The sequence below is a fragment of the Nitrosospira multiformis genome, from assembly GCF_003050865.1.
Classification (GTDB): Bacteria; Pseudomonadota; Gammaproteobacteria; order Burkholderiales; family Nitrosomonadaceae; genus Nitrosospira; species Nitrosospira multiformis_E.
The window spans coordinates 143892-167073 of the sequence record NZ_QAOK01000002.1 but is presented as its reverse complement, the minus strand read 5'-3'; the positions used below and the strand labels follow the sequence as shown (position 1 = coordinate 167073).

Annotated in this window: 25 protein-coding genes and 1 pseudogene; 9 read left to right on the top strand and 17 right to left on the bottom strand. The window is 54.5% G+C overall.

What is annotated here, in order from left to right:
* Positions 1-351: 351 nt before the first annotated feature.
* The 5 genes from C8R21_RS02105 to C8R21_RS02085 all read left to right on the top strand — a co-directional run bounded on the left by C8R21_RS02105 (position 352) and on the right by C8R21_RS02085 (position 6189).
* Positions 352-1065: a tetratricopeptide repeat protein gene (locus tag C8R21_RS02105; protein WP_258192200.1), complete on the top strand. Its 714-nt coding sequence runs from the start codon at positions 352-354 to the stop codon at positions 1063-1065.
* A gap of 172 nt (positions 1066-1237) precedes the next feature.
* The gene (locus C8R21_RS02100; RefSeq protein ID WP_107761218.1) at positions 1238-2650 is read left to right on the top strand and encodes a dihydrolipoyl dehydrogenase; all 1413 of its coding nucleotides are present in this window, start codon (positions 1238-1240) and stop codon (positions 2648-2650) included.
* Positions 2651-2829: 179 nt separating this feature from the next.
* Positions 2830-3312: a hypothetical protein gene (locus C8R21_RS02095; protein ID WP_107761217.1), complete on the top strand. Its 483-nt coding sequence runs from the start codon at positions 2830-2832 to the stop codon at positions 3310-3312.
* Positions 3313-3314: 2 nt separating this feature from the next.
* The gene (locus tag C8R21_RS02090; protein ID WP_107761216.1) at positions 3315-3704 is read left to right on the top strand and encodes a SirB2 family protein; all 390 of its coding nucleotides are present in this window, start codon (positions 3315-3317) and stop codon (positions 3702-3704) included.
* Positions 3705-3858: 154 nt separating this feature from the next.
* Complete coding sequence (locus tag C8R21_RS02085; protein WP_107761215.1) at positions 3859-6189, top strand: penicillin-binding protein 1A; 2331 nt, start codon at positions 3859-3861, stop codon at positions 6187-6189.
* Positions 6190-6256: 67 nt separating this feature from the next.
* On the opposite strand, the gene hemB is transcribed toward C8R21_RS02085, so the two are convergent.
* The 5 genes from hemB to C8R21_RS02060 all read right to left on the bottom strand — a co-directional run bounded on the left by hemB (position 6257) and on the right by C8R21_RS02060 (position 10510).
* Positions 6257-7261: a porphobilinogen synthase gene (hemB, locus tag C8R21_RS02080; RefSeq protein WP_107761214.1), complete on the bottom strand. Its 1005-nt coding sequence runs from the start codon at positions 7259-7261 to the stop codon at positions 6257-6259.
* Positions 7262-7420: 159 nt separating this feature from the next.
* The gene (yihA, locus tag C8R21_RS02075; RefSeq protein WP_107761213.1) at positions 7421-8119 is read right to left on the bottom strand and encodes a ribosome biogenesis GTP-binding protein YihA/YsxC; all 699 of its coding nucleotides are present in this window, start codon (positions 8117-8119) and stop codon (positions 7421-7423) included.
* A gap of 33 nt (positions 8120-8152) precedes the next feature.
* Complete coding sequence (locus C8R21_RS02070; protein WP_107761212.1) at positions 8153-8941, bottom strand: type III pantothenate kinase; 789 nt, start codon at positions 8939-8941, stop codon at positions 8153-8155.
* A complete protein-coding gene (locus C8R21_RS02065) occupies positions 8942-9931 on the bottom strand; it encodes a biotin--[acetyl-CoA-carboxylase] ligase (RefSeq protein WP_107761211.1) in 990 nt (329 codons plus the stop codon).
* Positions 9932-9943: 12 nt separating this feature from the next.
* Positions 9944-10510, bottom strand: a complete 567-nt coding sequence (locus tag C8R21_RS02060; protein ID WP_107761210.1) for a recombinase family protein — start codon at positions 10508-10510, stop codon at positions 9944-9946.
* Between the two features lie 273 nt (positions 10511-10783).
* Here C8R21_RS02060 and C8R21_RS02055 point away from each other — a divergent pair, with 273 nt between their 5' ends.
* Positions 10784-11812, top strand: coding sequence for an MORN repeat-containing protein (locus C8R21_RS02055; protein WP_107761209.1), 1029 nt, complete (start codon positions 10784-10786; stop codon positions 11810-11812).
* A gap of 180 nt (positions 11813-11992) precedes the next feature.
* On the opposite strand, the gene C8R21_RS16620 is transcribed toward C8R21_RS02055, so the two are convergent.
* The 7 genes and pseudogenes from C8R21_RS16620 to C8R21_RS02025 all read right to left on the bottom strand — a co-directional run bounded on the left by C8R21_RS16620 (position 11993) and on the right by C8R21_RS02025 (position 15747).
* A complete protein-coding gene (locus C8R21_RS16620; protein WP_375135990.1) occupies positions 11993-12061 on the bottom strand; it encodes a hypothetical protein in 69 nt (22 codons plus the stop codon).
* A gap of 20 nt (positions 12062-12081) precedes the next feature.
* Positions 12082-12395: pseudogene (locus C8R21_RS16315) on the bottom strand (ArdC-like ssDNA-binding domain-containing protein).
* Between the two features lie 420 nt (positions 12396-12815).
* A complete protein-coding gene (locus C8R21_RS02045) occupies positions 12816-13118 on the bottom strand; it encodes a type II toxin-antitoxin system RelE/ParE family toxin (protein ID WP_107761208.1) in 303 nt (100 codons plus the stop codon).
* Positions 13105-13389 (bottom strand): ribbon-helix-helix domain-containing protein, encoded by a 285-nt coding sequence (locus C8R21_RS02040; protein WP_107761207.1) that lies wholly within the window; start codon positions 13387-13389, stop codon positions 13105-13107. The genes C8R21_RS02045 and C8R21_RS02040 overlap by 14 nt, the downstream gene beginning before the upstream one ends.
* A gap of 529 nt (positions 13390-13918) precedes the next feature.
* Positions 13919-14746, bottom strand: coding sequence for a plasmid replication initiator TrfA (gene trfA, locus C8R21_RS02035; protein WP_107761206.1), 828 nt, complete (start codon positions 14744-14746; stop codon positions 13919-13921).
* Positions 14747-14834: 88 nt separating this feature from the next.
* Positions 14835-15098, bottom strand: a complete 264-nt coding sequence (locus tag C8R21_RS02030; protein ID WP_107761205.1) for a hypothetical protein — start codon at positions 15096-15098, stop codon at positions 14835-14837.
* Positions 15091-15747 carry a ParA family protein gene (locus tag C8R21_RS02025; protein ID WP_107761204.1) on the bottom strand — a complete coding sequence of 219 codons (657 nt, stop codon included), beginning with the start codon at positions 15745-15747 and terminating at the stop codon, positions 15091-15093. The genes C8R21_RS02030 and C8R21_RS02025 overlap by 8 nt, the downstream gene beginning before the upstream one ends.
* A gap of 179 nt (positions 15748-15926) precedes the next feature.
* Here C8R21_RS02025 and C8R21_RS02020 point away from each other — a divergent pair, with 179 nt between their 5' ends.
* Positions 15927-17834, top strand: a complete 1908-nt coding sequence (locus C8R21_RS02020; RefSeq protein WP_107761203.1) for a type IV secretory system conjugative DNA transfer family protein — start codon at positions 15927-15929, stop codon at positions 17832-17834.
* Here the strand turns inward: C8R21_RS02020 and C8R21_RS02015 are convergent.
* The 5 genes from C8R21_RS02015 to C8R21_RS01995 all read right to left on the bottom strand — a co-directional run bounded on the left by C8R21_RS02015 (position 17812) and on the right by C8R21_RS01995 (position 21555).
* Positions 17812-18597, bottom strand: a complete 786-nt coding sequence (locus C8R21_RS02015) for a hypothetical protein (protein ID WP_107761202.1) — start codon at positions 18595-18597, stop codon at positions 17812-17814. The genes C8R21_RS02020 and C8R21_RS02015 overlap by 23 nt on opposite strands.
* A 6-nt stretch (positions 18598-18603) precedes the next feature.
* Complete coding sequence (locus C8R21_RS02010) at positions 18604-18918, bottom strand: hypothetical protein (RefSeq protein WP_107761201.1); 315 nt, start codon at positions 18916-18918, stop codon at positions 18604-18606.
* A gap of 95 nt (positions 18919-19013) precedes the next feature.
* Complete coding sequence (locus C8R21_RS02005; protein ID WP_107761200.1) at positions 19014-20516, bottom strand: relaxase/mobilization nuclease domain-containing protein; 1503 nt, start codon at positions 20514-20516, stop codon at positions 19014-19016.
* Positions 20513-20845, bottom strand: coding sequence for a plasmid mobilization protein (locus tag C8R21_RS02000; protein WP_107761199.1), 333 nt, complete (start codon positions 20843-20845; stop codon positions 20513-20515). Before C8R21_RS02000 ends, C8R21_RS02005 begins: the two co-directional genes overlap by 4 nt.
* 491 nt (positions 20846-21336) lie before the next feature.
* Positions 21337-21555, bottom strand: coding sequence for a hypothetical protein (locus C8R21_RS01995; RefSeq protein WP_146162431.1), 219 nt, complete (start codon positions 21553-21555; stop codon positions 21337-21339).
* 136 nt (positions 21556-21691) lie between these two features.
* Between C8R21_RS01995 and C8R21_RS01990 the strand changes: the two genes are divergently transcribed.
* A complete protein-coding gene (locus tag C8R21_RS01990; protein WP_107761197.1) occupies positions 21692-22315 on the top strand; it encodes an NF038129 family PEP-CTERM protein in 624 nt (207 codons plus the stop codon).
* A gap of 9 nt (positions 22316-22324) precedes the next feature.
* Complete coding sequence (locus tag C8R21_RS01985; RefSeq protein WP_107761196.1) at positions 22325-23179, top strand: hypothetical protein; 855 nt, start codon at positions 22325-22327, stop codon at positions 23177-23179.
* Positions 23180-23182: the final 3 nt, after the last annotated feature.

The following is a 23182-nucleotide window of genomic DNA, read 5'->3' as shown; positions in this document are numbered from 1 at the left end:
GGCTCAGGCTTCGTTGCGGAAAACTGTCGGACTGCAAATGCTGAAGCACTTCGATCTTGCCGGGTTTTCTATTCCGGAAAAACAACTCCGCGGAGTCAGCTCCGCGATACCACGGTTTCGGTGGTTGACGTCCGTACAGGCAATATTTAGACTTGTGGAAAAAAAACAGGTACAAACACCGCAATGAGTTCCTCAAGCAGGACAGCTACCCTACCCGATATCATGTACCCAAAATGCATCAAGTGCGGGAGCGAAAGAACGCACCATTCGCGCGTGCGTCCCGGCGAGCGAACATTGGGTATGCTGTTCCTTCGACCCGTACGTTGCCGGGAATGTAAGGAGCGCTTTTGGGTGAAAAATCCCAATGCCTTTCTTGCATTGGGGGGAGTGCTGTTCATCGGCGCATTGCTGATTACAACGGTCTGGCTGATCATAGAGCACAACATGGCTGATCCCTATGCGGACCCCGTCCCGGAAACTGGAACCGAGAATCCTGTTACCCCCGCGGCCAGCAAACCGCAGAATAGCCAGGAAGCGCTCCTCGGCCCGGCACTGGGGACGCGCAGAACTCATGACATCAACCAGTCGTCCGGAAGCATCACCCCTTCCGCTCCTGCGCTAAATCCCGTGGAGGATCATAGTTTTACCGTTCGACTATATCAGGAGGCGGCGATTAACGGAGACGCGGATTCCCAGTATAAGCTCGGGCTGCTGTACCTGACGGGGAACGGCGCACTCCAGGACTTTGCCGAAGCTGCAAAATGGCTCCAACTGGCCGCAGAGCAAGGCTACGGGCCCGCACAATATGAGCTGGGCCTCATCTATCGCAATGGATACGGTCTCCCTACGGACCATGTGCAAAGCTATGTATGGTTGAATCTTGCGGCCGCTGCCGGCGTCCAGCAGGCCATGCCAGCCAGGGATGAAGTCATGCGCGCGCTAAGCAGCAAGCAACTGGCGCAGGCACAGAAGATTTCCCGGGAGTGGCTGGCGGCACGGACCGGACCGGAAAGCGGAAAAGAGGCTGACCGGGTTGAATCAGCACCCCACAGGCGTAAACAATAGCTGCTAAACAACGCGCCGCTGAATAGCACGTCCTTCCCCCAGAACAACTGACTGCCAGGGGAGCTATCCTGGATAAATGATTCTCGCAGTTCGATTGCCAAGTCAAGGAGGGACACCTCATCTCATGAAAACATGAAAATTCGTCCAACATCCTGATGAAGAGGAAATCCTCGTGAGGGAAACTTTCGACGTTATTATCATCGGCGCCGGTACCACAGGATTGGCCGCTCTCAGGGAAGTAAAGAAGCGAACTGACAATTTCGCCATTATCAACGATGGTCCCTGGGGGACAGTCTGCGCGCGTGTCGGGTGCATGCCTTCCAAGGCCCTGATCGAGGCTGCAAAGGCGTTCCATCGCCGCACCTCCTTTGAGGAATTCGGAATCCATGGAGCAGATTGCCTCACGCCGGATATTGCAGCTGTCCTGCGACGGGTGCGTCGACTGCGGGATGACTTTGTCGGCAGCACGCTGAAGGCGACGGAAGTGCTGGGAGAGCGAGCTATTTCCGGGCGTGCGCGCCTTCTTGAAACAGGAAGGCTCGAGGTAAACGGGCAGGAATTGCGCGCTCGGAACATTATCATTGCCACTGGCTCCAGACCGTTTGTACCTTCTCCCTGGCTTGCACTCGACAGGCAGATCCTGACGACTGACACGTTATTCGAACAGAAAACACTTCCCGATCGTGTAGCAGTCATAGGCCTGGGGGCGGTGGGCGTGGAAATGGCTCAAGCGCTCGCGCGGCTGGGAATCGAGGTAACGGCATTCAGTAAAAGCGACACCGTCGCCGGTTTGAGCGATCCGAAAGTGAATGCGGTTGCGGCAGAGCTTCTTGCAGACGAGTTCAGGATACATCTGGGCAAGCAGGCAGATCTCCGGGTAGCTGATGGAGATATGCGGGTGTGTGCCGGGACACAGGAAACCGCGGTCGATGCTGTTCTTGCCAGTCTGGGCCGCAGGCCTAATATCGAGAATCTGGGACTGGAGACGCTAGGCATCCAGTTGAATGAAAGAGGGCTGCCCCCTGTTGATCCCCATACCATGCAGATAGCAGACCTGCCGGTTTTCATGGCAGGGGATGTGAGCGGCATGAGACCTCTGTTGCACGAGGCAGCGGACGAGGGCCACATTGCAGGAATCAATGCCACCCACCCTGCTCCCATTCGCTTTGAGCGTCGCACACCACTTGCGATCGTGTTTACCGATCCTGGCATAGCCATCGTCGGTAAAAAACATGCCTCTCTCGCCAGCGGAACATTGGCAGGAGAGGTGCGTTTCGAACGCCAGAGCCGGGCGCGCATGGCGCAACGTAACGACGGCATTCTGCGCATTTACGCCGAACCGGTCAGCGGCAGGCTCCTTGGAGCTGAAATGTGCAGTCCCGATGCGGAGCACATGGCGCACCTGCTGACACTGGCGATCGGCCGCTCACTTACCGTGCATGAGATGCTGCGCATGCCCTTTTATCATCCTGTCCTGGAAGAAGGTCTGCGGACTGCATTACGCGAGCTCTCGAAACAACTTCCCCGCTGCCGCGAATCCGACCTTGCAGGCTGTGAGGCGTTCGGTGCACAGGCGCTGGATTGATGCAACACGGACGTTACGCCGCGGATTTCGATATTTCACCAGCATATTGCTGGAACTCCGGCATGAAGTTCGAGGATACCAGAACGGATATCGAAAGCGTACAAATGCAGTCAGTCAGTGCCAGAACTTAATATTTACACAGGAAGTCTTAGCTCGGGAATAGCCGAAGGGAAAACTTGATGAATGAATTCGCATTTGCCCGAGTGCTGCATGTGCTGGGAGTCGTGCTGTGGATCGGAGGTGTCGCCATGGTGACAGCAGTGCTGTTTCCCATTATGGCGAAAATGAAATCCGCAGCCGAGCGGACGGAATTTTTCAGCCACATCGAAAACCGCTTTGCTCCGCAGGCGCGCTGGACCACACTAATCGTGGGGCTGAGCGGCTTCTACATGGTTCATGTTCTCAATGCCTGGCACCGTTTTACTGAGCTCCGCTTCTGGTGGATGCACGCCATGGTTGCTGTGTGGCTGATCTTCACCTTGATGCTGTTTATAGTGGAGCCCCTGGTATTTCGCAGGCAGAAGGCAAAAATGTCTCAACGCGATCCCGCGAAGGCTTTCGCACTGGCGCAGCGGATGCACTGGATATTGCTGAGTTTAAGTCTCGTTACCGTTGCCGGGGCAGTGGCCGGCAGCCACGGCTGGATGCTGCAGGGAGGATAGGCATGAGTTATGCAGCAATAAAAATGATCCATGTCGGCAGCGTTATAATAAGCTATCTTTTGTTTTCATTGCGCAGCATCTGGATGATCCAGGGAACTGCTGGCTTGAAACGGCGCTGGGTAAAAATTACACCGCATATAGTGGATACAGTACTGCTTGCGAGTGCTGTTGCACTGGCTATCCGTATTCAACAGGATCCGATACATGACTCCTGGCTCAGCGCCAAGGTCCTCGGGCTGCTGCTGTATATCGGTCTGGGCATGACGGCGCTAAGATTTGGAAAAACGCGCAAGGCAAAAATATTCGCATGTGTCGCAGCCCAATTCGTATTTATTTACATCGTACTGGTCGCCCTGACAAAAAATCCCGCAGTTTTTTCCCCCATCTCGTAAGAAACTGGATCGCGGGCCTTGCATTTTCCGAAAAATCTTTCAAAATGCCCTGCCAACGCTCTCCGAGCGATTGCTGTGTCTTACATAAAACGTAGTGTTATTTTTATAGAATGCCCATGCCTGTCTTAACCTTCCTCTGCAAGAACCTACTCACATGCTAGCGCGGTGGCGGTGGTGGGCTTACCCTTTGGCCGCGCTTTTTGCATTGGTTGTCATCGGAGCCCTGGTTTTCGGTTTCGCAGCATTGGTAACCATCCGTGCCTTACCCTCGCTCGATGCTTTAACAGACTATCGGCCCAAGGTACCGTTACGCGTATATAGCGCGGAGGGCATCCTGATCGGCGAGTTTGGAGAAGAACGACGCCAGGTTGTCAAAATCGATTCAGTTCCGCTGCGACTGAAGCAGGCAATTCTGGCTGCCGAAGACGACCGGTTTTATCAGCATGGCGGGGTAGACTACACTGGCATATTGCGTGCTGCTTATTCCAATTTCACCTCCGGCGGCCTGCGTCAGGGTGCCAGCACCATCACAATGCAAGTGGCACGAAATTTTTTCCTGACAAAGGAAAAAACACTGAACCGTAAATTCAGCGAAGCTCTGCTTGCGTTCAAGATCGAACACAGTTTAAGCAAGGACCAGATTCTCGAACTCTACTTCAACCAGATTTATCTAGGTCAGCGTTCGTACGGTTTTGCCGCTGCCGCGCAGGTTTACTTCGGTAAAAGCCTGAACAGAATCAATCTGGCGGAAGCCGCGATGCTCGCCGGACTCCCCAAAGCGCCTTCGCGCTTCAATCCGGTCGTCAATCCGCAACGCGCGCGAGCGCGGCAGGTATATGTGCTCCGGCGCATGCGTGATCTGGGCTACATTCCGAACGAGGAGTTCGAACAAGCGGAAAAACAACCTCTGCAAATCAGGCGGGAATCGCAGGAATACGCTCTGCGGGCGGATTACGTCGCAGAAATGGCGCGCCAGACCATGTATCAGCGCCACCACGAGGATGCGTACACGAGAGGTTACAAGGTCTATACCACTATCCGTTTTCTCGACCAGGAAGCCGCTTATAATGCGGTACGCCAAGGCGTGCTGGACTATGACAACCGGCACGGTTATCGCGGTCCGGAAGCAGTCATAAAGCTGCCGGCGGGGGACTTGAAGCGGGAAGAAATACTCGAGGAAGCCTTGCAGGAAGTGACTGACAGCGATGGCATTCTTGCCGCAGTGGCACTGGAGGCCAACCCGAAGCGGGTCAAGGCGTACCGCAAAGGCGGCGAGATCATCGAAATCAAGGGCGACGGGCTCAAATTCGCGCAGCAATTTCTGACTTCCAAACCCGCTGCCAACCAGCAGGTTATTCGGCCCGGATCCCTGATTCGTGTCCACAAAAACGAAAAGGGCGCCTGGGAGATTACACAACTGCCGCAAGTAGAGGCTTCACTGGTCGCCATTAATCCCCACGATGGGGCAATCCGGGCCATGGTGGGAGGGTTTGATTTCAACCGCAACCAGTTCAACCATGTTACTCAGGCATGGCGCCAGCCTGGCTCCAGCTTCAAGCCATTCATTTATTCCGCGTCTCTGGAAAAAGGCTTCACACCGGCCACTGTCATCAATGATGCTCCGCTTTCGTTTACGGCTGAAGAGACCGGGAGCGATCAGTGGGATCCTCGAAATTTCGGGGACCGCTATGAGGGGCCGTTGCGCATGCGTGAAGCGCTGGCGAGGTCAAAGAATCTGGTATCCATTCGCATTCTGCAGGCAATCGACGTGCAGTACGCGCAGGATTACGTGGCACGCTTCGGTTTTGATCCCAAGCAACACCCAGCCTACCTTGCGATGGCGCTCGGCGCAGGTTCAGTCACCCCGATGCAGATGGCGGTAGGTTACGCTGCATTCGCCAACGGCGGATTTCTGATATCCCCCTATCTCATACAACGCGTAGAGGATGTCAACGGCAATATCGTGGAGCAACCGAAGCCCCTGCTGGCAGGTGAAAACGCCAAGCAGATTATCGATCCACGCAATGCCTTTCTCATGTCCAGCATGATGCGGGATGTGGTGCAGCGCGGAACCGCCACCAGAGCAAAACAGTTGGGCCGTAACGATCTGGCTGGTAAAACCGGTACTACCAGTAATTATGTCGACGCCTGGTTCTGCGGATATCAGCCCGATCTGGTCGCCATTGCCTGGATCGGTTTCGATAACCCGAAATCGATGGGAGACAATGAAACCGGCGGTCGGGCGGCACTCCCCATATGGATGAATTATATGGACAAGGCGTTGAAAGGTGTACCGGTCGCCTCCTATTCCCCTCCGAGTGGTATCACAACCGCCAGGATCAATCCGGAAACCGGCCTGAGGGGCACCGGCGCGACGCTGGAGGAATACTTCATGGAGGAGCAACTCCCTCCCGAAGAGGAGGATCCGATAGATATCACGATCAGGTCGGTGGAAGACATCATAAACGACTTTCTGTCGAATTAGAATTCGTGCGATTCCTGCTTCCTGCCTGTTCGTCCTGTTTCAGTCCTCCTCCAGCCCTTATTCCGGCTCAGCGCTGTCTCAGCCATTCAGCCACTTCGGTGGCGTAGTATGTCAGAATGCCGTCGGCGCCTGCGCGCTTGCAGGCAAGCAGCGCTTCAAGCACACAGGCCTTTTCATCCAGCCAGCCGTTTTGCCCGGCTGCTTTCAGCATCGCATACTCGCCGCTCACCTGATAAACGAAGGTGGGCGCTCCGAAACGCTCCTTGATGCGCCGGACGATGTCGAGATAAGGCAGCCCTGGCTTGATCATGACCATATCCGCACCTTCCTCCAGATCCAGCCCCACTTCCCATAATGCTTCATCTGAGTTGGCAGGGTCCATCTGATAGGTGTGTTTGTTTCCAGCACCCAGATTGGCAGCCGAGCCCACCGCATCGCGAAAGGGGCCATAAAAACTGGAGGCATATTTTGCGGAATAAGCAAGGATACGGGTATGAATGAAGCCCCGGTTCTCCAACGCAGTGCGAATTGCGCCTATGCGCCCATCCATCATGTCCGACGGCGCAACCACGTCAACGCCCGCCTGTGCATGCGCGAGAGCCTGTTGAGTCAAAACGGCCACCGTTTCCTCGTTCATCACATAACCGCTGTCATCGATCAATCCATCCTGTCCATGACTCGTGTATGGGTCGAGGGCAATGTCGGTAATGATACCTAGTTCAGGAAAGCGTGCTTTCAATGCGCTTACTACCCGCGGCACCAGGCCCGAGGGATTGAGCGCCTCGGAGGCGGTTTCATTTTTCAGCCCGGCGTCGATGACTGGAAAGATAGCCAGTGCCGGGATTCCCAGTTCCAGGCATTTTTCGGCACGGGATAGCAGAACGTCCAGGCTTTGTCGCACAACACCGGGCATGGATGGAACTTTTTCCTCACGTTTTTCACCATCCAGCACGAATACCGGATAGATCAGGTCATCCGCATGTAACTGATTCTCACGCATCAGGCGGCGGGAAAATTCATCGCGGCGCATGCGCCGCATTCTTTTTTGGGGAAATTGATTAATGACTGACATGATAATTCTGCAAAAAAAGAAAAAATCTGATAAAAAATCAAAAATCCGGGAACTTGTGACTGGATTTTATATCTTACTGGCAGACGTTGTTTATTTGTCTCCCGCTTTTCCTCCCTGAGCGGGTACCTTAATCCCTATTAAGGTAGTTTGCCCCCGGTTTTATTCCCCTTTAACCGGGGGTTTTTTATTTTTGGCGTCCGGCATATTTCCCTTATTGCTTCCCGGCACGCGAGCCTCTCCGATCACCTCGGTCTCCAGGTCGATCCCTGATCCGAACCATGTATCAAGCAAGGCAGACGCCTCCTCAACACCTTCTCTGCTTGTGCTGGAAAACAATTGGACGCTGCATTGTGGATAAGATTCATGTAAAAAACCCAGCACGGTTTTGAGAACTTTCTGCCCCTGCTGCCTCGTAAGCTTATCCGATTTGGTAAGCAGCACATGCACCGCTTTCTTCGTTGGCGCAAACCACGCAAGCATTTGCCGATCCAGCGGTGTTAAAGGATGCCGTATATCCATGATAAGCACCATGCCGTGAAGCGATTGCCTCGTCTGAAGGTAAGTGCCGAGGAGGCGCTCCCAATGCCGACGGACTTCCGCTGGCACTTTGGCATAACCATAGCCCGGCAGATCCACCAGGAATCTGTCGTTTCCCAGCCGGAAAAAATTCAGATGCTGGGTTCGTCCCGGTGTTTTACTGACGAAAGCAAGACGATTACGGTTTGCCAGAGCATTGATTGCACTGGACTTGCCCGCGTTCGAGCGACCGGCGAAGGCTATCTCGACCCCAACAGGCACCGGCAGGTCGCGCAGCTCGTTGACGGTAGTATAAAAGGTTGCGTTCTGAAAAACGGACATATCCAGTCTACGTCCGCGGGACGCAAAAGCAGATCAATTTCCGATGGAATCTTCCGAGGAAGCCGCGGCTCCTCCCGAAGCTGTTTCTGAAGTCTCCCGGGCAATGGCCAGCAGGCCTTGCAGAACGAGATTATCCATTACTTTTACGTTCACGTTAAGCTGGGGTTGCAACTGCTGCGCGGCACCGCCGCTGAGAATGCACTCAGGCATGCGACCGAGGGTACCGGCAAGCAAGGCCGCCATGCGTTCTATTGCGCCCCCCATCGCGTGCAACGCACCACTATAGAGCGCATCGGCGGTACTGTCAGGATAATCGCAGAATTTTCCGTCCCCCGATTCCAGTGATCCAAGGTTCTCCACCGGTATCTTCTGCATCAGATCGATGCCAGGGGTAATGATTCCCCCGAGAAATTCACCTGTGTCGGAAAGAGCATCTACCGTCATGGCAGTTCCCGCATCGACTACCAGACACCCCTGCCGTTCCAGCACCCACGCTGCCACGAGCGCCGCCCAGCGATCACTGCCAAGCTGCGCAGGGTTGGAGTAATAGTTGCGGACACCGCATTGATAGGGAGCGGCAGTAATCCATTGCGGCTCTGCTTTCCACCGCGCCAGTAGCTCCGACAGGCTGGTCTTGGTCTGGATGTTGGCGACATTGGATATCACTACCCGTGAAGGTTCATGCAGATTCCTCCATTCCCGCTCGAGCCGCGCTTTGTCGCCCTGCGCCGCGACCCCCTGCATGAGCCAGTTACGGCCATCGTGCAGGCCCCATTTCACGCGTGTGTTGCCGGAATCCACCGCCAGCAGAAGCGGTTTCATTTATGCTGTCCTGCGCAGCGATATCTCGCCGCCGCTGAAACTGCGAAGACCCAGTGACGTTTGCAGCAACAACGCTCCGCTATCCGATACCCCGTGCACCATCCCCTCCTGGCCCGACCCGTCAGGCAGCTTAAGGGTGACAGCTTTGCCTTCACATACATGATGATCAACCCATTCCTCCTTGAACGGCGCAAAACCCGATTGCTCAAATTCTCTCAATACTCGAGCAATATTCAGCAACAATTCAGCCAGCAATTTGTTGCGATCCGGCATTTCTCCACTGATGGAAAAAATATCCGTTGCGCCCTGGTCTATCCGCGCCTGAATGCTGTCGGACAACTTCAGGTTCATGCCTACGCCGATTACAGCGACGGTGGGACCGAGCATATCGCCATGCAGTTCTATCAGTATGCCTGCCAGTTTACAGAAATTGAACATGACATCGTTTGGCCATTTGAGTACAGCTCCTTGTGTCCCCGAGGATTCGAGCGCACGTACTATTGCAACTCCTATGGCGAGGCTCAAACCCGAAAGGAAGCTTGCGCTCTGCTGAAACCGCCATAGCACGGAAAACGCGAGACCGACTCCCAGACCAGAGTGCCATTGCCGTCCTCTTCGCCCACGCCCCTTCGTTTGCAGCTCGGCCGCTACCGCATGAATGAGCCCTTCACCCAGGCTCAACCGGTTGTCCGCCTCATGCAGTAAAAGGCTGTTTGTGGAATCGATCGTATCGAGTATTTCCAGATTGAACTTGTCTGCCTGATCGCCGAGATGCTCAAGAATGGTATTTCGTTCCAGCCATTGCACCTGGTCGAGCAGGCGGTAGCCACGCCCCTTGATTTTATGGAGGGTCAATCCGGCTTCATCCACGTCGCGGAGTGCGTTCGATACGCTGGCGCGGGAAACCCCCAAGGCTTCGGCAATAGCCGGACCTGAATGAAATTCATTATCGCTCAGCAGCCGGAGAATGGAAAAGGTGAGTGGATTCATGTAATCAGTGTACTACAAAGAATATTTGTCACGCTTCAACGCCCGGCGAAGGGTGCCCCGGTCAACGTTCAACAGTCCTGCCATGCCTGAAACCGTCTCCCGCCCCTCCCGCACCATCTGCGAAGCATGGTGGATCTGTTCCCTGCTCAGTTTGAGGGGCCTGCCTACATGCTTTCCCCGCCGCCTGGCTGCCTGCATCCCCGCCTTTGAACGCTCGGATATCAATGACCGCTCGAACTCAGCCAGAGCGCCCATGATGTGAAATACCAGCTTCCCTCCGGTGGTCGTCGTGTCGATCCCGTCAGAGAGGCTTTCAAACCCGGCCCCCTCGTTTCGCAGTTTCTCGATTAGCGAAATCAGAAAGCTCAAAGAGCGACCCAAACGATCCAGTTTCCAGACCACCAGCACGTCTCCCTTCCCGACCGCTGCGATAGCTTGAGATAGCCCCTCCCGCTCGATTGTGGCCCCGCTGACCCCTTGATCGGTAAAAATCCGCTCACACCCTGCCCTGCCCAGAGCGTCCAGTTGCAGGTCAAGATTCTGGTCGTCTGTGGATACCCGCGCATAGCCGATTTTCATCTTTTTCAGTCTCCTGTTTTTGCACTACCCTTTTACACCACTTAGAAGATAAAAAAAACAATGGCTTGGCATTGTTCATTTCATTGCTGCAAAAGGGAACCATTTTGCATCAGTATAGAAGGATACATTCCCTTTTCTGAGAGAACGCAACTATTGGTGAAGTACCTGTTATTTGCTGGATAATCATCATAAAACTAGCCAATATGAATTTGGATGCCTTTATTTATGTTAATACTCCCGCACAACAATTAATTTCAAAGGTATTGAACAATTATGTTTTCCACAATTGATGTCTCTTATCCAAATAAGTATTTTGGGATTCTTATTTGTCTTTTCGCGTTATTTGTGAATAAACAAGCTAACGGGCAATTAATAAATTCATATTCTTTTCCCGATGGCAGCACATACGTAGGCGAGATAAAAAATGGTACCTTCGAGGGGTATGGAACACGTACTTGGCAAAATGGTGCCAAACATGTTGGTGAATTCAAAAATGGCAAACCCGAGGGACAGGGAACACATACCGGTCCGGACGGCTCCATATATACCGGCGGGTTCAAAAATGGCAAAGTCGAGGGGCAGGGGACATGTACCTGGCCAGACGGCTCCTCATATATCGGTGGATATAAAAATGGTACCTTCGAGGGACATGGAACACGTACCTGGCCAGACGGCTCCAAACATGTTGGTGAATTCAAAGATGGCACAGCCGAAGGGCAGGGAACACGTACCTGGCCAGACGGCTCCAAACATGTTGGTGAATTCAAAAATGGCAAAGCCGAAGGGCAGGGAACATTTACTTGGCCAGATGGCGCCAAACATGTTGGTGAATTCAAAGATGGCAAAGCCGAAGGGCAGGGAACATTTACTTGGCCAGACGGCTCCAAACATGTTGGTGAATTCAAAAATGGTACCTTCGAGGGGCAGGGAAAACATACCAAGCCGGACGGCTCCATATATATCGGCGGGTTCAAAAATGGCAAAGTCGAGGGGCACGGAATATATACTTGGCCGAACGGCAACTCATATAGTGGTGAATTTAAAAATGGCAAACCCGAAGGGCAAGGAACTTTATTCTTTTTAAGTGGAATTAAAATTTTTGGAGAGTGGAAGGATGGCCAGCCAGTTAAAGGTCGTTCAACAGTAGACTTAGGGGATAAAAGTCTTTTACCAGATGATTTTTTTATGGCAAGGTTTTCAGGGAATAAAAATCAGGCATCAGATTCTGACATTGATTTTGATAAAATTTTCAATTACGCCGTGGGAGTGGCCACGATAATATCGACTCTTCGGGGCCGTTAGAGCATAGGCCTCCTGCATCTAAAAGATAGCTCTATGGATGGGGCGTAGTGGCCCGAAGAGACAGAGGTGCAATCTTTACAAACGAAAAAGTGCCGGACCTTCCGGCCCGGCACTGCTCTTTAGAAATGGCTTCAGCTCTCTCCCCTGCCCTTGCAGGTCGTGGAGATAATCGGCGGCTTTCTAAGCATGGCTCGCGGCCGAGAAAATGGCCTGCTTGTCTTCCTTCAGGATATTTAGCCAGTGCGCCAGGTAGGCGGCATGATCTTCTCTCAGCTCCGGGGTGATGCCAAAAGATCGGCGTATAGGAAAGCCGCGCCCAGCTCGGCCACAAGTTCGCTGTACTGCACGGGAAGATCCTCTATCTGCTCAACATTGAAAATGGTATAGCCTTTCATAAACGGAATTTCCCGCTCAATTTCCTCGCCCTTCTCGTTGCTCTCCGTTCGGGTGAGGCGGTCGGCATAGACAACCAAGGAGCCATGTTCGCCCTTGCGGACATGCGCCTCGATACTCTCGGCCTGTTTGTAGTCATCCAGATATTGGAGCTGAACCCCTTCTCTATCGCGTCGGCCCATAACAGCAGGATATTGATGCCCTGATATGGGGTCCCGTTATGACGTAATGGCCGGGTGATGCGCTTTTCATGGTCTGCTCTCCTTTTAGCTGGGTGCTGTGCTCATGCACATGCACCCATGCCCGTCGGCGAGACCGGGGGTAGCAGAGCGCAAGGGCGGAAGGCAGGGAGGGGGATCACCCGCCTGCACAAGCGCAGCGCGGAAGGCCGGGGACACCCTGCCGGGAGGCAAAGCTTTACCCTTGCGTGGTGCGAGGGGCAGCGCCCCTTAGAAAGCCTTAGAGAAAAAAAGAAACAGCGTGGGCCGCATGGCCGACGCTGTCATTGATAATGCAGAAGGGATCGTTACTGGATGGCTGGGACTACAGGCCCGGGACACGCAGCGTCTAGAGCCCGCCCCGCTGACAGAATGTGAGCGGGCTGCCCTTTCTATTCGTCCAGATGACGGAAATAATCCATGCGACCATGCAGAATCCGGATAACACTGATCGACGTATCATCAACCCGGTAGAAAATGACATGGCTCCCGGCCGATAATCTCCGAAGTCCGGGCAGTAATCCGGACATCCCTATATCAGGATGCTGCTCGATCTTTTTGAAGGCCGTATCCAGCATGATCTTGTATTTCTCAAGCTGTTCCATTCCCCAGTTTTCGAGGGTGTAAGCCAGAATGTCGTCAATGTCGCGTTGGGCGAGATCAGCAAATACCAGGCGAAACTTAGGGTGTGACATCAGGACTGGGCTTTCTTCCCGCAGCTATGTTCTGACGGGCGCGAGTCTCGCATTGATCAAGAAAATCCGGAGTGTAGGGAGTTACCTGGCCAGCTTCAATGTCATCCATGCCTAGCTGCAAGGCATCCAGAAGCTTCATTCTTTTAGCTTCATCCTGCTCCCGCATTTTACGTACTGCATCCCTGACAGCTTCCGCTTCGCTCCGGTAATAACCCTTTCTGACGCTGTCCTTGATGTATTTCTCATCAACATCTGCCAATTCGATATGCATTATTTGCTCTCTCTGTATAGAAACGATACAGAAATCATACAGAAATCATACAGAAATTTAAAGCACTCAGTGATAAGGACTTAATTTTTAAGATTCACCCTTGTTTGTATCCTAGCGGGTGAATTTGCCCTTAAGGGCAAAGAGGGGCGGCAATGAGCCCCTTTTAGAGGTTGTGAGCGTTAGCGAACTCTTTTTATGGGGGGTGTTCTGGCCCCCTTTGGGGGCCTCGATGGAGCCTTTTTCGAAAAGGCACGGCATTCGATGCACATTTTCTACCCTATATTAAAAGAAGATTAAAAGAAGATTAGCATCTCCTGAGAAAGAGTTTATGTATTTGATTTTAAGAGTATATTAGAAATCCCTAAATGCATCGAATGCCGTGATTCGTGTGCATCGAATGCCGTGATTCGTGTGCATCGAATGCCGTGCCTTGTGCATCGAATGCCGTGCCTTTATGCATCGGATGCCGTGTTGATGTGCATCGAATGCCGTGCCCTCCTCTCTTCTGCCTTGTGCATCGAATGCCGTGCTAGGCGCGTTTTACAAGAGGCGTGGAGGTTCGCTGGACTCGCACCAGGTCGCCCTCGAATTCGTATGAGGAGAGAAATCCCACCCCGACGAGTTGACCAAGAGCGGTTCGCACCTGGCGCTTGAAACTAGCCGTTTGCTTGTTGCGGCTCCCCGTGTAAGCCTGAAGGGTTTCCAGCTTGACTGCGAACGGCTCTCGGTGGCTGCTGTAAAAAGCGTGCAGGGCCTGGGCAAGAGGCTGCCCACGCAATTCCTGCCGCTGTTTCCAGTCAAGAGCCGTCCACTGGTTTTCGCCGAAGAGCCGGATGATGCCCTTGTTCAGTTCGATACCGTAATGACGAGTCAGCTCGTCTTTCGCACCGGATTTAATGAGCGGCCCAAAGTAGGTTTTCCCCTCGTGAGTTACTTCGACTGCACACGCGGTAAGGCGCAAGAGTGTGGAATGGAGCTGCTTGTGCTGGCTGTTGCCGGTCGGCATACCCATGGCTTTTAGAAGCCCATGAGCGGTAAAACTGCAAAATGTGCCAAGGGGCTGATCGCGGGCCATGTGAACGATGGTTTCCCATACGTCAAGATCGGCCTGGTTGAGCTGCTCTCCTGTGAATTTCACAGTTATGCCGTCCTGGCTTGCCAGTACCGCTTCCTTGATGTACTGGCGATCCTTACTTTGAATTGCGGCAAACAGGGCGGAACGAATAAAGCTATTGGGTGCGCCACGCTTTGGCTCTGGCCATAGCGGAAGCTGAACGACGGCATTCCGCTCTCGCTCTTCCAGCTTCTTTTTCATACGGCCGAGCATTTCGTCCAGTGGTTTGTTTTTCTTGGTCATTCCCCCTACCCTGCCCTGATGGAGGTAATTATGCAACCTGGCTAGCAGATAAGCATGTTTTCATGTATGCATGCTTTCATGTTTCTATTTATGCATGCTTGCCATCTTTCATGTAAGCATGAAAACATGTAAGCATGAAATCACTTATGGTTTGCTCCCGTTCGGCAGCGGCAATCTTGATCGCTCTGGCCTCCTCTCGCGGAATACGGACCTGAAGGGGAATCTGCTCCACCTTCGGCTCGGCCTTCTGCGGCTGCTTAGCCTGTCCGGAACTACGGGGCGGTGTTGCTGCCTTGGGTGTTATCTGTGGCGCGGCTAGCGCATCGGGGGTAAGAATGACAGCTTTAGCCATAACGTTTTCCTTTTGCAGAGTTTTGCATGCTTGCATGCAAACATGCTTTTATGTTTTTCCAGAGTGAAGCAGTTTCCATCGCTGCCGGGCCTTTGCTGGCAAGCTCGATAGCCGTGCGCCCGTCTGTCATTGCAGACGCATAGGAAATACGGTCTGCAATAAAAGTCTCGGCAACCGGCCCATAGTGGGATAGGGCAGCCGCTGCCTGTCCTGTAATGCTGGCGTTGGCTTTGGCCTGGGTCAGGATAAAGAGAAAGGGGATGTTGGCCTCCTTGAGAAGGGCAACGGTAGCCGCTGCTGCCCATAAATCCGAAGGACTCGGCCGAATTGGCATAAGAACAATATCAGCCAGACGAAAGAGGGCGGCATTCTCATCCGTACGTGTAGGCGCGGTGTCAATGATGCAGTATTGGGCCTCATGCTGTCGCAATAGCTGCAAACCCGCTTCGAGGCCAGCCAGAGGAACATCAGCACGTTGTGGAACTTCGGCCTCCCGCTTCTCATGCCATGTACTCAACGTCCCTTGAGGGTCCGTATCGATCAGGAAGATTGGCCCATCGCCCAAAAGCTCGGCCTGAACAGCCAGATGGGCACAGAGCGTTGTTTTACCGCTGCCGCCTTTCTGCGAGTTGATAACAATCGTTTGCATGCAATCATGCTCCTATGTTTTCATGTTTTCATGCAAAATTGATAGCATGCAAACATGTTTTTATGATCTCATGCAATCATGCCAGAATGAGGGGAGGTGTCAAGTTCCAAAAATAAAAGAACATACGAATGGCATGGGATAATGACTTTACGTAAAAATAAAACAGCCTTTAAATAATCATGCTCTCTCTTCCTCGTGGCACCTTTCAGGGCAACCATAATGTGCCGCTCTCATCTGCCGATTGGGAAACTCCGCATGCTGTTGAACGTTTGGCCTTCAGAGGTGGTGCATCCCTGTTCCTCGGGGCCATCCCTTACTCGGACAATTGGAAAAAGCTCGCCGAATTCCACTCGGCTGCCGCTAAGGTCATAACCAAAATCGAAGAATCCAACCTACCGCCTCTGCATCGCGCCGCCCTGGTGGAAAGATTGGAAGATGTGCTGCGGACTGCCCAAGTTGCCGATTGCGTTCCGCTCGGCCTCGATGACGACCGGCACATGGTCACAGTCGCCGGGGCACGATCGGGGAAGGGGCGTAGCTCCATTATTCCCAATTTATGCCTGTATCCAGGCTCCGTGGTCGTCCTCGACCCGAAGGGCGAAAATGCGAGCCTAACGGCTGCACGGCGCGGCCCTGGGGATGAATGGACAGAAGGGATGGGGCAGGATGTCTATGTGCTCGACCCTTTCGGCGTGGCCGACGTGCCGGACGCCCTGCGGGCCGGGCTTAATCCGCTTTCGCTGCTCGATGCGGATTCCCCGCTTGTGGTCGATGATGCCGCGCTGCTGGCCGAAGGTCTGGTGGTGTCGCACGACCCGAGGGATTCCCACTGGGACGAAACCGCCCGTAATTTCGTCAAGGGACTAATACTGCACCTCATAACAACCCGGAAGAATCCAACCCTTTTCGATTTCCGCGATTTCCTCATGCAAGGGGACAGGGCAGGGTGGAACGCGGCCTGTGCCGAAGACCCGGATTTCAAGGAAGACTGTCCCACACCCTTCTGGTATCTGCTCGACACCATGCGGAGAAACGAAGCCTTGAACGGGGTGATCGCAGGGGCAGGGGAGAGCCTCGCCGGCACGGGACAGAATGAGCGCGGCTCCATCCTCTCGACCGCCCGGCGCAATACCGCCTTCCTCGATACCCTCGGCCCTCGTTTCCGGGATACATTGTCCGGGGCAGGGGCCACGTTCCGGCCGGATATCCTGAAAGAAGCGGAGAAGGGGGCAACCATCTATCTTTGCCTCCCGGCTGAGCGCATGGGCACTCATGGGCGATGGCTGCGCCTCATGATTGGGATATTCCTGGAACGGATGCAGCGCAACCTGAAGCCTCCGGCCTGCGGTGCGCCCGTCCTGTTCCTCCTGGAAGAGTTTTTCACTCTCGGCCCTATGCCTGCCATAGAAAAGGCGGCAGGCTACGCAGCGGGCTTTGGCGTGAAACTGTGGGCCATTCTGCAAGACCTGAACCAGCTCAAGTCCCTGTACCCTTCAAACTGGCAGACCTTCCTTGCCAATGCTGGAATTGTGCAGATTTTCGGGGCCTCCGACCGGGAAACCCTCGAATACGCCTCCAAATCCCTCGGGGAGTTTGAAGTCGTCCGGGTGGTGGCCTCCCAGTCGGAAAACCGTAACGAAGGCTATGGTGAACCGGCCCCCGCTGACGTCATGGGGCGTATGGTCGGCGGCCTCTTCTCGCGGGATTACAAGGCAAGCGCGGCCCAGCTCGTCGTCCATTCCGTCGCGGACAAACAGAGCCGGACAGGCAGCGCTTCCCAGTCCATGAATGCAAGCGAAGGCTTGCATACGGTGCCGCTGCTGCGCCCCGATGAAATCGCCTTGCAGTTCTCCCGCGAAAGCGGCGCGTCCCTGCTGCTCATCAAGGGGAGGCGGCCCGTGTGGTGCCTGAGGATAAATTATGACACTTCGCCCTGGTTCGCCGGGCTGTTCACACCCCTGCCGGACTATCGCAAGGATTCGGAAAAGGGCCTTGTTCCCTGGCCCCTCTGGCAACGCCCGGCGGAACCGTTCCGGGGACCGGCGAACGCCTTTAACGCCCTGGTCAGGGAGTGCGGTATGGATTAGGCGGGATAGGCTCGCGCGGTGCGGCGTAGAGATGGGGAGTGTTTTGCTGCATTTCGGCTATCAGGTCCTGGGGCGATAGCAGACCGGCCGCCCAGCTCTGCGCTATCCCGACAATCCGCTCCTGGGCGGATATCCAGCTTTCAAGCAATTCGGTTTGCATGGCGTCCCGGTCTGCCCGTGCGCTTGCCCGCAAGTCTGGCCCGCAATCCGGGGTCTGAAAGGCGATATTACCAAAGTCGCACCAGATTCCGAGATTGTCCTTGACGCTTGCCGCTCTGAACCGTCCATCCATCCCCCGCATCTTGGCCTCGATCACGCTGGCGAGAAGCTGCTGCGCATTGGCCCCGGCCCGGATTAGCTCGCTGCCGCGTTCGAATTCCACCCGGTAGGCAAGCGTCAATCGTTCCTGGGCGGCGCGGAGCTGCTCGACCTCCTGCATGCCCCGCGCTCTTTCCTGCTCCTGCACAGCGGTTAGCGCCCGTACAGCATCGATGCTTTCCAGAATTTCGACCGTCTGCACCTTGCCCCCAAAAGCGCCAATGAAGGTCGAGGGCTTCCACCCGGCAGGCGCAATATGCTCGGCCCCGATCATTAAAACCGCGAGCGCCGCCACGGACAGGCCGGAAACTTTCAGGGATGACGCCCAGTTCCGTTTTTCCTCTGGCTTAGGTCGAGAGCTTAAATAGTGGAACTGGTCGGAAAGCTTTTTGGATTCTGTGCGGGCTTCGCTTCCCAGTCTGTCGGGGTCAAGTAGCAGGCTCATGATGAATCAGGGGCGGTATCGATTGAGTTCGGTCACCTTCTGCCGGATGCGGTCATTGAGCTGAACCCGTGCATTCTCGATTCTGTTAACAGAAGCGGCAAGGTCGGTGGCTTGCTGGTGCAGCTCTGCGGCCTCGGCTTTGGCCTGGCGCATGCGGCCAACCTCGTCCATGAAGGTCCGTTTGGGATTGGAGGGAATCTCGCCGGTGCTTTGCCGCAGAAGAATGGAGGGTTTCCAGTCGAGGGGCACGATCATCTCTGCCGCTATCAGTGCAAAGATGAATACCGCGATACTCAGGGCCGCTAAGTTTAGCGATTTCACGGCTTTTCCCTTGGGTGTCGATTAAGGAATATTATGCCCTCAAAGATGAGCTAGAGCAATCGGGGTATACCCTATATGCATACCCGGATTGGGTTCTAGCCGCCGAAATCCCGGCCCCGCTCGCGCCCTCCGCCATCATTGCGTCCCTCGAAACGTCCAGAATCGGCCCTGCCTGAATCTATCCGCCCGGACTCTGCCACTCTTTCCGTATCGCCTCTTGTCCTGCCCCGCTCCGTATCCCTGGACTCCTCCTTCTCCTGCGCGGCCCGGCGTTCGCGGTAGGCTTCCCATGCCTTCGACCGGTCGTCGTTCATCTCGGCCCATTTCTGCTGAAGGGCGGCCCGCTCGGCCTGCTGCTGCTCCTTGAGTTCGGCCCGTTCTTCTTTCTGCTCGGCCAGCAATGCAGCCCGCTCCTGCCGGTAACTGGGCTGGCGTCCATCAGGCCCTGCGGCCTCGCGGAACCTGGAATGCATATTCTGCTGTCCGTTCTGTTCGCGGCCCGGCAGGGGGTAACCCAATTCCAGCCGCTCGAAAAATTCCTTCTTTTTCTGTTTCTGTTCCCGCGCCAAGGCGGCGGGGCGAGAATGCTTTAACACCTGGTCATTGAACAGCCGGGCCAGATTGTCCCGATGTTCCGCCCCCTGCTGGCCGACCGGGGTATGCGCGGAAATCCCGGCATCGCGCTCCAGCCGTTCCGGACGGGATTTTTCTTCGCGCCGGAATTCCGCCCGCTCGTTACGCAAGCCCCGCATGAACTCCCGGATTTCGGTTGCATGGCTGCGCCGGAAATCGTTTGCCAGATCTTTAAGCTCCCCCCGCTGCGCGGTCTTCAGCTCGGCCCATTCCTCTTTGTGGCGCAACGCCAGGGAGCGGCCCTCGTCCGAGAGGGTTTTGACGCGCTCCGCGTACTCGGCCTTGATCTCCTGATATTTCCGACTTTTCGGATGGGTGGCACCAATTGCCGCCTCCCAGTCCGCCCGGGGTTTGCTGTTGCCGTTGGCTGCTCCCTTGCGCTGCCGCGCCTCTTCGGCCATACGCTGGTATTCAGCCTTCTTTTCCGGGTCTTTCTCGTATTTCGCGGCACGCTCCGGGCTGTGATGTTCCATTCCTCGCGCCTTGTCATACTCGTGCCCCCAGGCTTGCAGAATATTCTGGTCGTCCTTCGGGTTGTGGGTCTTGCCGGTGACCGGATGGATGCGGCTGACGATGATATGCAAATGCATGTGCGCCTTGTCGCCGTGCGCGGCAAAAACGGCTTCATGCTCCCCATATCCAAGCTTTTCCAGTATGGCAGTCCCGGCCTCCATCATTTCGGTCTGAGTGGGCTTTTCGCCTGGCACCCAGGACAAGGACAGGTGATAGACCGGCGCGTCTGTCTTGCGCCCCGTGGCCTTGATGCCTGCCGCTTCCTTCAGCTCGGCGGCATGCTGCGCGGTATAGGCCATGACCTTGGCCGCCTTCTCCGGGTCGTCCGTGCGAAGGTTGCGTGTTTCTGTAAACAGTACCCGCTCGGCTGTTTTCGCTCCGTCCGGGTCGTGAATGATGTAGGCCACCGCGCCCTTGAAGCTGCGACCTTTCTTCGCGGCGTTCGGCGTCATTCCACGTCCTGCAACCGGTCCAGCAACTGATTGAGCCGGGCAAGAGTCTCGCTCAACTCGTGCGGGCTATGGCCGAGGCCGCTGTTCAGGGCACGGGCAATCTGGTTGAGGTTGACGCCCGCCCGGTTCACGGCCAGCACCAGGGCGGGGTCGGCCCGGCGCGGAGCAACGGCAAGCTTGCCTCCAAGGACGCGGCGGCGAGCGTAGTCGGTGGGGGTGAGGCCAGAAGCGGCAGCGCGGGCCTCTATCGTGGCCCGCTCGTCCGGGAGCAGGCGAAGATTCAGCCGCTCGCTCCGGGACTCCGTTTGCTGTTTTTTTGGTCGCGCCATAAGGACTGGACTGACGGTTATTCAGGACGGTACGCAATGGGACGCAAGCACGCCGTTTTCTCCCGGTGCCTCCGGGAGGGTGGAAGGCACCGGGACGGCCAGGCAATGGCCGTACAAAGGGGGTTCAAAGGGGGAGTGTCTCTCCCCCTTGCAAGCGTTTTTGGGAACCAAAAACATAGCTTGCTACCCTGCACCTACAATTGTACCACTCAACTCAGACGCTAGGTCAACTGCACCAAAGGGAGTTATGCACGAGGTTTTTCCGGCGCGGCGCGTCGGGAGAAACTGCCGCCCTACGGTCGGCAGTCAGAGGGGCTCATTGCCGCCCCTCCGACACCTCCCTGCTAGGATACGAACAAGGGTGAACGGCAGTTGATTCCGGGCGAAGCGGCCTGTATTCTGATGCGGCGGTACAGCAGGGATGCGATGACCGCCAAGGGTGAGAAATCACCGCAAAGGCCAGCCCTCAAAGCTGGCCTTTGTCTTTACGACTATTGCCGCATTCTGGCTTCCATGTCCCGCACGGTCGCAATGAGGGCGTCGGTGATCTGCTGGCGCAAGGTCCGGTCATACAGGGGAGCCGCCATGCCGGTCAGGATCAGGAGCCTTTCGCGGTCGGCTTCCAGCTTGTCGAACTCGCTAAGCTCGCAGGGCTTACTTTCTCTCGGCTGGAAAAATCTCAGAGAATCTGCGGTCTGGGAATCTGTCAATTTCATCTCCATTGTTGCAATTGATATTGGCAGCTTCCTCTAAGTACCCATTTCTACATGCTTTTTTCAATAAAGTTGACTTACTGAAACTCATCAATATAATCAGAATACTTCCTTCGCAGAATCAGGAGAGCTCATGAGAAGCGTCACTGGGTATCTGCATCAAATTATTATTTCTTCCCTCTTTCTTGCCCATTCCGCCTGGGCCGCACCGCCACTTTTATTCTCTATCGATACTGCTCCACTTTCCGGGACATCTGGCCAGTTCGCATTCGACTTCATTGACGGGGGAACGCCACTTAACACAGTTTCCATCTCCGATTTCTCAACGGATGGCACACTAGGCATTGCAACTGTAACCGGGAATGTAACAGGCACCCTCCCAGCCACTGTTACCTTTTCAGATTCGCAGTTCTTCAATGAAGTTTTACAGAATGTAACCTTGGGATCGCTAACCTCTTTTGTTTTCAACAGCACAGAAAACTTACCCGATTCAGGTTCCCTGCCGGACGCATTTTCTTTCTTTTTGCTCGATTCTTCCGGTTTGCCGCTTGTAACCACTAATGATCCCACAGGCGCAAATGCGCTTTTCCTTCTTAATATCGGGTCAGACAATAGGCTTGAAATCTATTGGGGCGATGGTTTTTCGGTAATAGCCAGCCCCATTCCTGAACCCTATCCGGTTACGCTTTTCATCACCGGGCTTGCGCTTTTTGGCGTCGGAACACTATATAAGAAACACAACAAACAAGCAGTGTAGGAGAAATGCATGAAGCGGCATCGGTGGATTACGGCGATTCCTGCGCTGGCAATATGCTTTATCGGGATCGGACTACTGAGTCTGGCTGACAACACTGATGCCGCGGATGTCACCGGTTCAGTCACGGTTCAGAAAAGCGGGCTGGTACTGAACCGTTCAACCGGTACTTTCGATACCACGGTTACCGTCTCAAACGAAAGTTCCACACCCCTTTTGGAACCTCTCAAACTGATCGTATCGATCGACTCGCCCCAGGTATCGCTTGCAAATGCGGCAGGTATAAACGAGGAAAATCATCCTTATATTCAGATTCCCCTGCCAAATGGCAGCTTGACTTCTGGACAATCGGTTCGCGCGCTTCTCAAGTTCAGTAACCCAAAACAGGTCAAATTCAACGTATCGTTTGAGGTTGATGCTGAGCTTCCCAAAGCCGGCAGTTTACCTCCTGATCCTGGCTCTGCGGGCGAGGCTACCTTATTAGGTATCGATTCAGACGGAGATGGGGTGCGGGACGATATTCAACGATATATTGCTCTTGAATATCCGTCATCGGAAAAAACGCGGCTAGCCTTGACCAACATAGCAAAGTCCTATCAAGCAATGCTTACTGTTCCACCTAATAATCTCCAAGCGGCGAGGGTAATTGCGGATCAATCAGATCGGGCTATACGTTGCCTAGCTTTCATTATGGGCATAGATCCCAGTATTACTGCAAATCAGAAATTACATGCAGCTTTCTTGAACACAATTCAACGCTATCGCGCCTATGCAGCTTTTGATAGTCAGCTTGCGGGACAAATTTTTTCACTTCCTTATGATTTAGAGGAATCCTGTGATTTTGATCCTGGCAGCCTCCCAAATTAAAGG